At 43.0% G+C, this 14,234-nt stretch carries 12 protein-coding genes; 4 read left to right on the plus strand and 8 right to left on the minus strand.

Annotated features, from left to right (window positions below):
* Positions 1–124 precede the first annotated feature (124 nt).
* Entirely contained in the window at positions 125–862 is a 738-nt protein-coding gene (locus ACWATR_RS03145) for a Ycf66 family protein (protein WP_069067809.1), read from the plus strand.
* Between the two features lie 45 nt (positions 863–907).
* Here ACWATR_RS03145 and ACWATR_RS03150 read toward each other — a convergent pair whose 3' ends face one another.
* Together ACWATR_RS03150 and ACWATR_RS03155 are read right to left on the minus strand one after the other, a co-directional pair.
* Positions 908–1,360 (minus strand): PIN domain-containing protein, encoded by a 453-nt coding sequence (locus ACWATR_RS03150; RefSeq protein ID WP_460329446.1) that lies wholly within the window; start codon positions 1,358–1,360, stop codon positions 908–910.
* On the minus strand, positions 1,357–1,641 hold the full coding sequence (locus ACWATR_RS03155; protein WP_460329448.1) for a hypothetical protein: 285 nt from the start codon (positions 1,639–1,641) through the stop codon (positions 1,357–1,359). The genes ACWATR_RS03150 and ACWATR_RS03155 overlap by 4 nt, the downstream gene beginning before the upstream one ends.
* A gap of 410 nt (positions 1,642–2,051) precedes the next feature.
* On the opposite strand from ACWATR_RS03155, the gene ACWATR_RS03160 reads away from it, so the two are divergent.
* On the plus strand, positions 2,052–3,698 hold the full coding sequence (locus ACWATR_RS03160) for an SUMF1/EgtB/PvdO family nonheme iron enzyme (protein ID WP_460329450.1): 1,647 nt from the start codon (positions 2,052–2,054) through the stop codon (positions 3,696–3,698).
* A 422-nt stretch (positions 3,699–4,120) separates the two neighbouring features.
* Here the strand turns inward: ACWATR_RS03160 and ACWATR_RS03165 are convergent, their stop codons facing one another.
* The 6 genes from ACWATR_RS03165 to topA form a co-directional block, all read right to left on the minus strand.
* Positions 4,121–6,868: an HD family phosphohydrolase gene (locus tag ACWATR_RS03165; RefSeq protein WP_460340166.1), complete on the minus strand. Its 2,748-nt coding sequence runs from the start codon at positions 6,866–6,868 to the stop codon at positions 4,121–4,123.
* 353 nt (positions 6,869–7,221) lie between these two features.
* On the minus strand, positions 7,222–8,166 hold the full coding sequence (locus ACWATR_RS03170) for an ADP-ribosylglycohydrolase family protein (RefSeq protein ID WP_460329452.1): 945 nt from the start codon (positions 8,164–8,166) through the stop codon (positions 7,222–7,224).
* Between the two features lie 92 nt (positions 8,167–8,258).
* Complete coding sequence (gene aroQ, locus ACWATR_RS03175) at positions 8,259–8,726, minus strand: type II 3-dehydroquinate dehydratase (RefSeq protein WP_460329453.1); 468 nt, start codon at positions 8,724–8,726, stop codon at positions 8,259–8,261.
* A gap of 7 nt (positions 8,727–8,733) precedes the next feature.
* Positions 8,734–8,874, minus strand: a complete 141-nt coding sequence (locus ACWATR_RS03180; protein ID WP_167407621.1) for a hypothetical protein — start codon at positions 8,872–8,874, stop codon at positions 8,734–8,736.
* Between the two features lie 197 nt (positions 8,875–9,071).
* Positions 9,072–9,251, minus strand: coding sequence for a hypothetical protein (locus tag ACWATR_RS03185; RefSeq protein ID WP_460329455.1), 180 nt, complete (start codon positions 9,249–9,251; stop codon positions 9,072–9,074).
* Between the two features lie 165 nt (positions 9,252–9,416).
* On the minus strand, positions 9,417–12,068 hold the full coding sequence (gene topA / locus ACWATR_RS03190; protein ID WP_460329457.1) for a type I DNA topoisomerase: 2,652 nt from the start codon (positions 12,066–12,068) through the stop codon (positions 9,417–9,419).
* 637 nt (positions 12,069–12,705) lie between these two features.
* Between topA and ACWATR_RS03195 the strand changes: the two genes are divergently transcribed.
* Both ACWATR_RS03195 and ACWATR_RS03200 read left to right on the plus strand, forming a co-directional pair.
* A complete protein-coding gene (locus ACWATR_RS03195; protein WP_460329459.1) occupies positions 12,706–12,999 on the plus strand; it encodes a hypothetical protein in 294 nt (97 codons plus the stop codon).
* Complete coding sequence (locus ACWATR_RS03200; RefSeq protein WP_460329461.1) at positions 12,986–14,209, plus strand: DUF6745 domain-containing protein; 1,224 nt, start codon at positions 12,986–12,988, stop codon at positions 14,207–14,209. The genes ACWATR_RS03195 and ACWATR_RS03200 overlap by 14 nt, the downstream gene beginning before the upstream one ends.
* Positions 14,210–14,234 lie beyond the last annotated feature (25 nt).

A 14,234-nucleotide genomic window follows, 5' to 3' on the forward strand; every position in this document is an offset into this window, starting at 1 on the left:
CTGGGGACTAGGAAATAATTTAATTCACTAAATTACTTTTTCTTCCTAATACCTAATACCCAGTAACCGATCCCCAGTACTCGATCCCCAGTCCCCAATCTCTAGTTAAAGGAGTAACCAAATAATGCTGGCATTTGTCCTAGCTTTGGTGGTCGGTCTTGGTAGTTTAGCCATTTATATAGCAGCTTTCTTTTTTCCAGAAATCCACCGCAAGAATGATTTTATCTGGAGTGGTGTGGGACTGTTCTACGCCTTAGTCTTATGGGTGTTTGCACCACGCATTACTGGGGGTTTGTTGCTGGGTCATGTGGCTAGTGTGGCTCTTTTGGTCTGGTTTGGCTGGCAAACTCTATCATTACGTCGCCAACTGACCCCGCAGGCACAACAAACCCAAGTACCCAGTCCTGAGACGGTGAAAACTGGCATTCAAGAACAGGTGAATAAGTTGTCCCTTCAGGAACGGCTGGGCCAGTTGCAAAAAGGTCTGGGTAGTACCTTCAGTGGTGCGAAAGACAAGGTGCAGCAGACTGTGAGTAAAAAAACACCCACAACCCCTAAGCCTGAAGATATTATCTCTGTAATATCAGAGCAACCTGCTGTTGAGATTATCGACAAAACTATTGTCATACCAGAACAACCAGTAGAGGAGACAGTTACTACTGACACCGAAGCCAAAACCGAGAGTGTACCGGAAGCGATTCCACCACATCCCCCATCTCCCGAATTAGTGGAAGCAGCGCAACCAGATTTAGAAATTGAGGATAAGCAACCGATTCCCGTAGAAGAAATTGCGCCGGATGCGGTACTCGCCCCCCCAGCGGAACCGCCATCTGAAGAAATACCGCCTAATCAAGGTAGTTAAATTCTGTGAAACCCAACGTTAACCCAATTAGATGTTGGGTTTCACTCAACTTGTTTTTATGTTCTGCCACAAATCGGCTGCAACAAACCTAGATAAATGACCAACATTAGTTGTTGCAATCGCAACATCTGCATCGATAATAGTTACAGCTTGGGCTACTAAAATTATGTCACCGTCAATTGTCTTATCACCAGCAGTTGGTTGTCCTTGTTGACGAGCTTGTGCCCAGAATAATGCAGCTTGACGCATTGCAGCTGTTGTGATGGGTAAATATTCTAGAAGTTGATTTAACTCATCTAAACGAGCAATACCTTTGACTTTGTTTGCTCGTAATAATTCTCGCCGCACTTCATAATCGGCGATTTCAGGAATTATAACTCGACTGCCAGAGGAAACGAGTGTTTGCAACCATTGGGTGCAAGCCAAGCTTTCAGCAGACAACTTTGGATTTGTGACTAAACCTAATGGCCCTGAATCTAACAGAATAACCTGATTCACCAAGTTATACCTTTTAACTCAAAAGGGAATAATTTACGATCGGATAAACGATCCTCATCTAAGGCTTGAATTAAGTACTCTCCTGTTTTTTGCTGCTCATCAGCGTCACCTTCATCAATCCAAGACTGAAGCGCATTGACTAACTTAGACTGTTTCTCTTCTCGCAGAATATATTCTTGCAAAATCTGCAAGGTATATGTTTCGACAGAAAGCCCTTGCTGTTTAGCTTGTTGTGCAAGATACTGTTCTAATTCTGGCGGCAAGTTCAGGGTTAAGGTCATAAGTCTCTTTTGAGTGACACCATATATTTTAAACCTGCCAAACCAGAAAATTTCAGATTACCTATGGATACAGAGATATCGCTGGAAGACTATCGTTTTGTATTCTCTCTACGGGTTTTCTCTACATGGGCTTTACGTGTCAGCAATTGCAAATTATAGCGATCGCACTACCATCAAAATAGGTAAGAACATATAGCGATCGCAATATCAGAAAAAGCCTCGCCTTCTATGCTATGAGCGATCGCAGTCCCATCAGAATATATCAAAGCATGTAGCGATCGCAATATCATATCTCCGGGTTGAGACGATGAGGAGTTGCACTGGCGATCGCAGTTAGTTTATCAAGGAAATCAGGCAAAAATACTATAATTTGTGAGAAGCGTAATTTATACTACCCCTGAAGACGCAAAATGGCAGATGTTTCGTTGGAACCACTCAAGGTGTTTTGTTCCTACTCTCACAACGACGAACCCCTAAAGGATGAACTGGCTAAACACCTGACGATGTTGGAACGCCAAGGTATAACTTCAACTTGGCACGATCGCAAAATACCACCAGGAAAAGAATGGGATCAGCAGATTAATGAAAATTTAAATAAAGCCGATATCATTTTATTATTAGTCAGTTCAGACTTTATATTTTCTGAATACTGCTCGGATGTTGAAGTTACCACAGCAATAGAACGCCACGCAAAGGGAGAAGCTTGTGTCATTCCAATTATTCTGCGAAACGTTTTTTGGCAAGATGCACCATTTGCTAAACTACAAGCTTTGCCCAAAAATGCCCAACCTATTAAGTCTTGGAGTAATCAAGATGATGCATTCACGAATGTAGCTCAGGGAATTAAGTTCGCGGCTGAACAACTAATTAAGGAACGTGAACAAAAACGGGTAAGCAGGGAAGCCGCAATAGCTGAGTATCGTTATAAGGCTGAAGAATTTGCGTCTGATGGCGAGATTTCTCTGGTGGAATCTGACATATTAAAAGATTTACAAGAAAAGTTAAAATTAACAGATACAGAAGCTAGTGCAGTTAGAGAAAAAGCATTAGAGCCTTACGGTATATATAAGAAAAACCTAGACAAATACAAGCAATACTTGACAAAGTTTGTAGATGAACAAGGATATCCGTTGCGTGAAAAATCCGAAGCTGAATTAGAGAAATTACGGAAATACTATCTGCTTAAAGATGAGGATGTAGATCGCTTAAAGAAAGAACAAAAAGTAGAGTATCAAAAACGACAAGCAGGTGGACGCACTGAGTTTTTTACAGAAAACCTGGGTAATGGTGTAGTTCTGGAGATGGTTGCAATTCCCGGTGGTAAATTTTTCATGGGTTCGCCAGAGAGTGAGCCAGAAAGAAGTGGCGATGAAAGTCCACAGCATCCTGTTACCATTCAACCCTTTTTTATGGGGAAATTTCCAGTAACTCAGAGTCAATGGGCATCTATTGCCGCTTTACCCAAGGTTAATATTGATTTAAATCCCGAACCATCCTATTTTAAAGGTGCTAATCGACCTGTTGAACAGGTTTCTTGGGATGATGCAATTGAGTTTTGCGCTCGACTATCTAAAAATACTGAGAAAACCTATCGCTTGCCCAGTGAGGCAGAATGGGAATATGCTTGTCGGGCGGGAACTACTACGCCGTTTTATTTTGGCGAAACGATTACAACTGATTTAGCCAATTACAACGGCGATTACGCCTATAATTCTGGCCCAAAGGGTGAATATCGTGAGCAAACAACAGATGTAGGAAAATTTCCTGCCAATCCTTTTGGTTTATTTGATATGCATGGTAATGTATGCGAATGGTGTCAGGATGAGTGGCACAAAAATTATAACGGAGCGCCAACAGACGAAAGCGCTTGGTTAGTTGATAATAATAAATTTCGGCTTTTGCGTGGTGGTTCGTGGGAACATAATCCCAGGAATTGCCGCTCGGCGGTTCGCCGCTATCACGGGCGTGAAAATTGGTACTACTTTGTGGGTTTTCGGGTTGTGGTGGTTCGGGGCAGTACAGAACTCGTGAATGGGAATCAACAATTCCGGCTTTAAACTGGAGTTTAGACTAAGCCATACAAAATGACCTTTTTTGAATTCAAAATGCAAAATTCAAAATGAAGAGAAGAGTGAAAATAATTTTGAATTAATTAATTCTGGGTTTCAAGCCCCCGCTAAATTGAAAATTTAGCGGTCTTCAATTAGTGGTGGTTTCAAGCCCCCACTAATTGTCTTTAATTTTTAATTTTTAATTGGAGCGTTCGCGCAGCGTCTCGTAGAGAAGCGACTTGACCCAGCAGGGCTGAGTTAATCAGAGACTTAGCAAAAGTACGAATAATCTTAGGTATTAAACAGCAACAGATGCTTCTTTACGTGGTCGTATTACTGTTTTTTTAACATAATTGGTTGTCAGCTTCATCTTTTAAATTAGGTCGCCAACAGATATGCGTAGGTGTAGCCAGTCGATAGAGATCGCATTACGAATTACGTGCAGTACTACCAGCCTTCAACTTTGGATAAGCAATCCGTTTGTGATGAAATTGCTGCCAAACATCCACAAATATCTGGGCAATTTGTGACATTTCTTCTCGTGTTAAGCCGGAATCAACGAGTTGATTATCTTGCCATTTGGCACGCAGGATATTATTTAGCATTGTTAAAGCTTGTTCGGTGGAGACATTAACCGATCGCTTTTCCTCTTTTGCGGGAGACGAGCCGCGAAGGGAACGCTTACCTGAATCTGACCCTTGGAGCGATCGCAACGCCGCTTCACAAGAATCTGCTAACATCACAATTCCGGTTTCCCGTGATTGCGGAATTGGGCCATCGTAGCGAAAATCTGCGTCGTCTACTATTAAACTTGGATCTTCCTGAGCCATTTGCAACGCTTGGTGATGGAAATAAGCAATTAGCATCGTTCCCTGATGCTCTGGAATAAAAGCTTGAATTGCTGTCGGTAAAAGGTGTTTCCGCGCCATCACCAACCCTTCAGTTACGTGCTTTTTAATAATTTCTGCACTCTTCCAAGGGTCTTTAATCTCTGTATCATGTTTATTCGGCCCCCCCATTTGATTTTCAATAAAGCCAAGAGGGTCGTGCATTTTGCCAATATCATGATATAATGTGCCAGCCCTGACTAGCTCAACATTACATCCTAGTTCTTTGGCAGCAGCTTCGGCAAGGGTAGCGACAAGTAGCGTGTGCTGAAAAGTTCCGGGAGTTTCAGTAGCGAGTCGTTTTAATAAAGGGCGGTTAGGATTCGCCAGTTCTGCTAGGCGGATTGGGGTAACTAAATCAAAAACTTTTTCTAGATAAGGACTCAACCCTAAAGCGACAACACTCCAGCCTAAACCGGATAAAGCAAATAATCCGGCTTCTCGGAGGACGATATACCAAGTTGAACCAAATGCTTGACCAATTAAGATTTTAACAGCCAGGTAAATACCGCCCTGAGTTAAAGCGATCGCAATACCCAATAATGCCAATTCTTCACGCGATCGCAATCGTTGTGCAATGTAACTACCTAATATTCCTCCCCCAACACCAGCTAAAAGGGCAGCCTTGCTCATATCCAAGCTAATGCCTAATATCGGCCACAGCAGTCCGACAACTGTCAAGCCCAAAGTGGGGCCGTAGAAGCTTCCCAACAATAAACCAAGGGCGCTCCAGGTGGTATATGGCAATCCGAGTGTGATTACTCCTGGCACACTTAGAGTTAGCAGTAATACTAATAGGCGATCGCGTTGTCGTAATTCGTAATCAATATGCCGTTCTACCCAGACAAAAATGCCAATAGCGATCGCAATAACGCCTGCTAATTTCACTAACTCGTGCCATTTTACCTCCCGACGAATTAGGTGATAATGCTCCAGCACCTCAAAGTTCCATGCACTAATCTGTTCTCCTTTTTTGACAATCACCTCACCACGCTGTACCTTCACCATCACCGGTGGTATCCCCGCAGCAGCCTTTTGAGCGTTTTCTCTCGTTTGTTCCTCATCGTTTTGCAGATTCGGCTTGAGTACAGCTAACAAAAGTTTGCTTGCTAAAGGTTCAGCGGATTCTGGTACAAAAGTCTGCACTTGTAAGCTCACCGCATCTTGTAAGATATTTCGTGGCAGTCCCAGTGGGATGCCCTGGGTAAGAATTCGCTCTATACTCTGATAAATTCCTATTTGTGTTTTTTCCCACTCCCCATCTGACAAATCCAAAATGAGGGATTCCTCATATACTGCTTCTGGGCTAATGCTCTCCAACTGTAAAAGTTTGGCAGTGGCTTGGGTGAATTTTTGGCGGGTTTGGGAAATTTTGGCAATCAGTAAGGACAAGTTTTTCTCAGAAGTGGCGATGCCGTAAGATTCTAGTTCTGCTTTTGCTTGAGCAAAATTACTGTTTTGAGAAAAATCAACTGTCTGTGTCTCTTCTGGACTCTGGGAATCAGATTTAGGTGGTGTTGTGTGCGGCTGGCGTTCCTGATTAGGAGCGGCTATCAATGATGAACGGAATGAGGTGGTAGTTTGTCCTATTCCTTTCTTCTGCTGATTTTTACTATTTTCTAGAGCCAATAGCAGTGCTTGCCATTCTGGGTTAGGACAGGAGCGGAGGTAATGCTGGATAGAGATGGACAAAACTAGAGGATCAAAAAAAGGAAAAGCTCCAGCAACGGCGCGAATTTCGTTGCCATCATCAAGAAATTGTTGCAATTTTTCCTTGATTTGTTCGTTGATTCGCACGTTAACCATCAACACTTGTAAGGAGCTTTTACTGATGGCTTTGCGTTCGGCTTCTGTTTGTTTCTGATCTTCGATGTTAGCTGTGTAGGGCGCTGTAAATGTCTGGGGTGCGGGACTTCCTACTTGGAGTTGAGTCTGATTGTATAATTTATACCCAATAACCCCTGTGAGGGACACTACAGCGATCGCTAAAATCACCAAGGAACGCTGTTCATGTACCCATTCTAAACCGACTGTATAAATACCACTCTTAGTTTTGACCGATTTTGCCTTTAACCTGAGCGCTCTTTCTTGTTTTCGGCGAGCGCTTTTTTCATTGGTTTTTGATAAAAACAGGAATACATTTGTGGCCATAGTCCTGATAAGTTCCCTTCTATGGCTTTTACTTTTGGGACTTCTCATTAACTTTCCTTTACGGCGTAGTCCTTTGTACTGTCGCCGCCAGTGAGTCAATTGCTGGGTCAATAACTGCAAAAATTGCTGCATTTTCATCATCTTTGCCTGCAATTGCCGACTTTGATAGCTCAAAAAAAGACAATTATCAGGGAAGTTTGCTCTGTGGCTGCTGCAACTATGGTGGTGGGGCTTTGTTGTTGCCGATTTACCACAATAGCTACCTACAGAATCAGTCCGAGAGTTTACTGAAAAATTCTAGTATATAAGACTAGTACCGCAAGGCGGAATTAAAAATTAAAAATTAAAAATTAAAAATGAAGACAGCGTAAGGGTTTTGTTGATTGGGAATGGGTGGTTTATTTACGCCGTGCTGTACTAGTACACTATGGCAGAAATTTGCCTACCTTTAACAAGGTACTTAAGCCCCTTGTTAATTTGGTCAATTGAGATTAACGCGACCGAATAACGCGAGGAGCTGCATAAACTGAAAGCAGAGACACCTCACATTCCTCCTCTGTTAACTCCGTTGGATTTAGAGCAATATCATACACTCCTGACCACACCGCCACAAATGCATCGGTCAATTCTAACATTTGAGAAAAGCTAGTTAGTCCCCATGCTGGAGAATTCCTCTGCAAGAGCAAGACTTGCCAATTTACGGGAATTCCACCTGTACCATTATATGCTCCTGATAAAGCACCAGTAATTGCACCTGTAGCCTGTGAGATTAGAGGCGTAGCATCTTGCACTTTAGTATTGCCATTGTGAGTAGCCTGCAAAACTGCAAGGCGAAAGTCTTCCAAGGTACTTAAAAAGCAGTAAAATGCCATAGCAATAGCGTTACTGAGTTTTTCTTTCTGAGCAAACTCAGCTTGCGCCCTTGACAATCCAGCCCCTTGTTGTAATAAATTCTGGACTCTTAATAAGTTTTTTGGTATTGATGTCGATGTTTCTCCGAGAAAAGAAACCGTTTGGGGGATAAGGGTTAGGGGGTCGAGTTTTTCAGTTAGGGCAAGAGCGATCGCATATCCTACTGCTAGTGTTCCATCCCTTACTACTGGGTCATCATCCCAGTTTTTTAGCACACGCAACAAGGTTTGTCGCAGCTTAATTGGATTTTCGTGAAAAAAGAGTGCTACTGGTAGTGTGGAAATAATTATTTTTATTGATATGTCATCAGTTTCTAGTAAATGAGGAGACTCTTGTTGCTGACGCCTTATCCAATCATCTAAATCTAATCTACCCAATGCTATCAAACTCTGGGTACCCACAACCGCCATTCTGCCTAAATCTAGGTAACCCTGAAACTTTATTTCACTACCAGAGGCTAAACTTTCTCCCAGGAATGCTCCGAGTAAAGTTCCTTTAAACCGACTTATAGGAGAGTAACGCATAGAATTTTGGATTTTGGATTTTGGATTTTGGATTTTGGATTGAAGAATTTAATCCAAAATCTAAACTCTAAAATCGATTCATTTTTCATTCTTTACGTTTCGTCTTTTCTTAAATGATTCACTAAAGCTTGTAAGCCCAACAAGTAACTTTGGACCCCAAAACCACTTATTTGCCCAATTGCGACTGGAGCGATGTAAGAATGATGGCGAAAATCTTCCCGACGGTAAATATTGCTCAGATGCACTTCTACTGTGGGCAAGTTAACAGCAGCGATCGCATCTCGCAATGCCACACTTGTATGGGTGTACGCCCCTGCATTAATCAAAATTCCTTGATATTGCCCTAACGCCTCATGAATAGTATCTACTAAAATTCCTTCATGATTTGACTGCAAAGGAAAAACTTTCGCCTGTAACTTGAATGCTTCTTCTTTTAACAGGCGGTTAATTTCAGCTAGTGTCAAGGAACCATAAATTCCTGGTTCTCGCTGTCCTAGCAAATTTAAGTTTGGCCCATGCAATGCCAGAATGCTTAAGGGTTGTAAGGTCGAGTTTACCACTGTGATTTTAGTGGCGACGGCGCGAGCGATCGTTTACAGGAATCGGAATCAGTTCCGGTTCCGGTTCAGCCTCTGGCCCTAATAGGCTCTCAATAAGCCTACGAGCTAATTCCTTAACCTTTTCCAGCACCTTTTCTATATAGTCCATGAACTGACCGCTCCTGAGATACTACCTCAATTTTGATTAACAGGTACGCAGAAAATGGTATATTTTCGCACCTCTGGCTTCCAATCGGGCTGATACACAATCCCGTATTTGGGAGATAAGCCACTTCTAAAATTTAGCGTTGTGTTTTCCCTTACTTTTTAGAGTATCACACTTGCAACCTACCGAACTGTATCCTATCAAGGATGGATATCAAGGGTCAAGAGTCGAATGGCACTCTTGTTAAGCCCAAAGGCTTGTGTTGCCTCGTTCCTAGTCTTAAGACTGGGAATGTATTCCGAGAAGGTTGCTACCTTTGGTGGAGTTTCCCTGACTGCTTCCCAACCTTCAGACTGAGAATCAGTCAGGGCAAGTGCCATATCTTAACTTAGTGATATTGGTCAAGAGTCGGACTTTGAACTCTTGAGTGCCAAAATTAGATTTTAGATTGCCGATAGCCCTAAGGCTTTTCTACGAGACGCTAGCGATGCTAACACTTCTTGTGAGTGAAACAAATCCAAAATCCAAAATTGCCTGACTTACAATTAGTCTTCTATCGCCTTTTTTTTCGCAGTGGTCGTTGATGATTTAGCAGTTGACTTAGATTTGGAACTCGTTGATTTACTCGTTTTGCGAGTCGATTTCCCAGTCGATGCCTTAGCTGCTAACAAGTTCAGCGCCTCAGCCAGGGTTATATCTTCTACTGTTTGACCTTCTGGGATACTTACATTAGTTTTGCCATGCTTGATGTAAGGGCCATAAGGGCCATCGTAGATGTTAACTGTTTCCCCGTCCTCTGGATGCGTACCCAATTCGCGTAAGGCTGCTTTGGACTTGCTGTTAGTGGAACTGCGTCCCTTTTTTGGTTCGGATAACAATTCCAATGCCCGTTCTAAGCTAATTGCCAATACATTATCAGCAGCTTTCAGGGAACGGTAGTCTTTCCCCTCCTTACCTTGGTCATGAACGACATAAGGGCCAAAGCGTCCCAAACTTGCTTGGATTTTGCCGCCAGTGACTGGATGAACTCCCAATGTCCGGGGTAGTGCCAATAGACCAACAGCCATTTCCAGAGTAACGGTTTCTGGGGTAACACCTTTGAGTAGGGAGGCTTGTTTCGGTTTAGGGTTTTCGTCGGTTTTGTCCCCTAATTGGACATAAGGCCCATAAGCGCCAATTTTTACATAAATCGGTTCGCCAGTTTCGGGATGGCGACCTACCTGGTCAGGGCCAGTGATTTTTTGGCGCAGCAATACTTCTACCTGTTTGGGGTCGAGATCAGCTGGCGTCAGGTCTTTGGGAATTGAGGCGGTGATCACTCCTTCACCATTTTCGACTTCAATATAGGGGCCATATTTACCAATGCGGACTTTGGCATCTAGATTTTCTAGTTCCACAGTCCTAGCTTTGGTGGCATCAATTTGACTTTCCCGTTCTTTTACCAGGGTTTCCAGCCCTTTTTCTCCCAGATAGAATTGCTGCAAGTAGGGTAGCCATTTTGCTTCACCTGTGGCAATGTCATCGAGGGTTTGCTCCATCTTCGAGGTAAAACTAGGATCAACGATGTCTGGGAAATGTTTTTCCAGCAAGTCGGTGACGGCGAAAGCGGTGAAGGTGGGAATGAGAGCATTAGTCACCAAATGGGCATAACCCTTGTCGATGATCGTGCCAATGATGCTGGCGTAGGTACTGGGACGACCGATACCTTCGCTTTCTAAGGTTTTCACCAAAGAAGCTTCGGTGTATCTAGCTGGCGGTTGGGTTTCGTGCCCGACCGCTTCCAATTCTGTACAATTTGGATGATCTCCCACTTTCAGATTCGGCAAAATTACTTCCTGGTCTTCCAGCGCTGCTTCCGGGTCGTCTGAACCTTCAACGTAGGCACGTAAGTATCCTGGAAATTCAATCCGTTTGCCAGAAGAACGAAATCCAGCGTCCTCAACTTGCAATTGCACGGTAATTTGAGTTTGGCGGGAATCAGCCATTTGACAGGCGACAGTCCGCTTCCAAATCAAATCATAAACGGCAAGTTCTCGACCGCCCAAAGCAGTTTCTTGGGGAGTGCGGAAGGTGCTACCCGCTGGACGAATTGCTTCGTGTGCCTCTTGTGCGCCTTTGGATTTGGTGGTGTATTGCCGGGGTTGGGGACTGAGGTATTGTTGACCGTAGAGCTTTTCTACACAACTCCGAGCTGCTGCGATCGCTTGATCTGACAAATGCACCGAATCTGTCCGCATATAGGTAATATACCCTTGCTCGTACAAATTCTGGGCAACCCGCATTGTGTCGCGGGCTGAGAGGCGCAATTTCCGGTTAGATTCTTGTTGCAGTGTCGAAGTGGTGAACGGTGGCGACGGTTTGCGCGTCACAGGGCGTTCTTCAATGTCGTTAACATTCCAGATTTTCCCAGTTAGGCGTTCCTTGAGGGCTACCGCTTGTTCTTCGTTGAGCAACAAGACATTGCGACCTGCGGTAATTTCTCCAGTCGTTGCATCAAAATCGCTACCGTTAGCGATTTTGGTTCCTCCTAATGTGATCAACTGGGCAGCAAAGGGGGTTTTTTCCTTTGACAAACTGGCTTTCAAATCCCAGTAGGTACCCTCATGGAAAGCGCGGCGTTGGCGTTCTCTAGTGACTAAAAGTCGCACGGCTACAGATTGCACTCGCCCAGCAGATAATCCCCAGGCGATTTTTTTCCATAGCAGGGGAGACAGAGTATAGCCCACCAGTCGATCTAAAATCCGCCGCGTTTCTTGGGCGCGAACCAACTGCTCATCAATATTGCGACAGTTTTTCAGAGCTTTTTTGATCGCTTCTTGGGTAATTTCGTGAAACACCATCCGCTTAGTGGGAACTTTTGGCTTCAGCAATTGGTATAAATGCCAACTAATGCTTTCACCTTCCCGGTCTTCGTCCGTTGCTAGAATCAGTTCATCTACATCCTTGAGGGCTTCTTTTAGCTGGGTGACAATTTTCTTTTTGTCTTTCGGGACAACATATACCGGTTCAAAGTCGGCGTCCACATTTACCCCTAGCTGCGCCCATGTTTCCCCCTTGACGGCAGCGGGAATTTCACTAGCCGACTGGGGTAAGTCACGCACATGACCCATAGACGCCTCCACCCGATAGCCTGCTGGCAGGTAGTTGCGAATGGTACGAGCTTTGGTTGGAGATTCGACGATGACGAGAGTTGACATGGAAATTTCAATAAAAAGAAGAGCTACTAAGCCAAACAGTCAAATTGAGTTAACTTTTGCAAATTGTCAAGATAAATGGTCACGCTTAGGGCGGTGATTTAATCCTCACATAAACTGCCTGCTTGGGAGAAAATTCGCTGAACTTAGGGCCCAGTCTGTCCCAGAGGATAAATGAGGGTACGCTGGGTCTGAATTTCCAGCTATTTCAATCTTTAACTTATCTAACGCATAATTGGCGACTACAGTTTTTAAATTTGGGGACTGGGGACTGAGGACTAGTACCGCAAGGCGGAATTCAAAATTTAAAATTCAAAATTCAAAATGAATACAGCGTAAGCGTTTCATTGATTTTGAATTGGTGGTTTATTTACGCCGTGTTGTACTAGGGAAATGAGGGAGACAAGGGAGACAAGGGAGACAAGGGGACAAGGAGATAAACAAAACTCCTAACTCTTGTACAGACAAAGATTTTTCGCGTCTCTACTCTTAACTCCTAACTCTTAACTTTTAACTCCTAACTCCTAACTCAGCACTACTAACGCCCAATTCCCAACTTTAATAGAGCTTGTGCCAAAATTAAATCAAACTTGAGAGCAAAAGCGAAGTGGGTTTGTACCCATGTCAGGAAAGCAAAACCATGCAACCAATTCGTCAGGGTGATGTTATCTTACTACCTGTGCAGCAGGTTGAAGGACAAAAAATACCTCATTTAACTTTGGCAGAAGGCGAAGTTACAGGTCATAAACATCAGATTACTGATGGCAAGGCGGAATTATCTGAAAAAGATGGCACACTCTACTTACGTGTTATTTCAGGGTCCGCATTACTAGCTCATGAGGAGCATAGAGCTATTTCTATTCCCCAAGGTGACTGGATGGTGAAAATTCAGAGGGAATACGAGCCTGAAGGTTGGCGTTATGTCGCTGATTGAGAAGTTAACGCCTGAGCAAGAGGCTTTGATTCCAGTTTATCGGGACAAGTGGAGAGCGATCGCGCTTTCAACTGAGCGAATTGATCGTGAAAAAGCGGCGAAAGCTGTAAAAGTTGCCTATGCTGCTTTTGGCTTTGAAGAACCTGATATTATTTTTTGCGATAGCCCTTATGCTGCTTTCAGTGAGATATTTCTGGATAGAATTGACCAATTAAGACGAAAATTTGATTTTTCAAATATTATTAAATTAAATAAATCATTTAGAATTAGAATAAAAAATCAACAACAATTTCATCAGTCTTTACCAGGAATCATAGGAAAGCAAATAAATTTTTATAATGAGTTAATCAATTCGCCAATATTTCAGGGAATAGTAGATATTACAACATACGATTATCTTTATTTTAAACTAGATAGCAATGGTTGGGATGATGGATATAGACTATTCTATGGATGTCTAATGTCCGAATTGCTTATCAAAATTAATGAAGAATTACTAAATAAACCTTGGAGACAAGTAAAAAATAGTATTGGACAGCAATTATGGGTTTCTGTAAAAAAACGTTTAGAATCTTATATAGAGAACATTTATTTTCAATGCTGGCAACCAAATAGAAAAACAACAGAGGCTAGTGTACATGATTTTTATTTTAAGGTTTTAAGTTTTGATTATGATGTCAAAAAATTCCAGGACTATCAATCATTAATTACAGAAAGTGGCTGGATTTTTGCTTTTGAAAAAGTAACAATTATCTGCGATCGCCCCCTTCACCTGCGCTTCGACAATGAAAACCGCCTCCACGCTGAAGGCGAACCCGCCATTGAATTTACCGATGGATATAGCCTCTACTCCTTCCACGGTGTAACCTTACCTGAAAAATACGGTAAAATCCACCCGAAGCAATGGCAAGCTAACTGGCTTTTAACAGAGCATAATGCCGAACTCCGCCGAGTGTTAATTCAAGGTATTGGTTACGCCCGACTTTGCCAAGAATTACAAGCTATTGAATTAGATAGTTGGCAAGAATACACGTTATTAAAAATTGATGCTGATGTTGATGAAGAATCAATTTATTTATTAAAAATGACTTGTCCTAGCACAGGGTTTATTCACGCCTTGCGAGTTCCACCAAATATAAACTCAGCGCGTGAAGCGATTCGCTGGGTAAATTGGGGTGTAGATCCAGAGACATTTGGCGTGCAAACATAATTGCTTAAGATGCTTTCCCCATTTA

The organism is Nostoc sp. UIC 10890 (genome assembly GCF_054786515.1).

Excerpts from the sequence above, each read along its gene's own strand:
- ACWATR_RS03145 (WP_069067809.1), top strand. The coding sequence starts at position 125 with ATGCTGGCATTTGTCCTAGCTTTGGTGGTCGGTCTTGGTAGTTTAGCC.
- ACWATR_RS03155 (WP_460329448.1), bottom strand. The coding sequence starts at position 1,641 with ATGACCTTAACCCTGAACTTGCCGCCAGAATTAGAACAGTATCTTGCA.
- ACWATR_RS03160 (WP_460329450.1), top strand. The coding sequence starts at position 2,052 with ATGGCAGATGTTTCGTTGGAACCACTCAAGGTGTTTTGTTCCTACTCT.
- ACWATR_RS03165 (WP_460340166.1), bottom strand. The coding sequence starts at position 6,868 with ATGAAAATGCAGCAATTTTTGCAGTTATTGACCCAGCAATTGACTCAC.
- ACWATR_RS03170 (WP_460329452.1), bottom strand. The coding sequence starts at position 8,166 with ATGCGTTACTCTCCTATAAGTCGGTTTAAAGGAACTTTACTCGGAGCA.
- ACWATR_RS03180 (WP_167407621.1), bottom strand. The coding sequence starts at position 8,874 with ATGGACTATATAGAAAAGGTGCTGGAAAAGGTTAAGGAATTAGCTCGT.
- ACWATR_RS03185 (WP_460329455.1), bottom strand. The coding sequence starts at position 9,251 with ATGGCACTTGCCCTGACTGATTCTCAGTCTGAAGGTTGGGAAGCAGTC.
- topA (WP_460329457.1), bottom strand. The coding sequence starts at position 12,068 with ATGTCAACTCTCGTCATCGTCGAATCTCCAACCAAAGCTCGTACCATT.
- ACWATR_RS03195 (WP_460329459.1), top strand. The coding sequence starts at position 12,706 with ATGCAACCAATTCGTCAGGGTGATGTTATCTTACTACCTGTGCAGCAG.
- ACWATR_RS03200 (WP_460329461.1), top strand. The coding sequence starts at position 12,986 with ATGTCGCTGATTGAGAAGTTAACGCCTGAGCAAGAGGCTTTGATTCCA.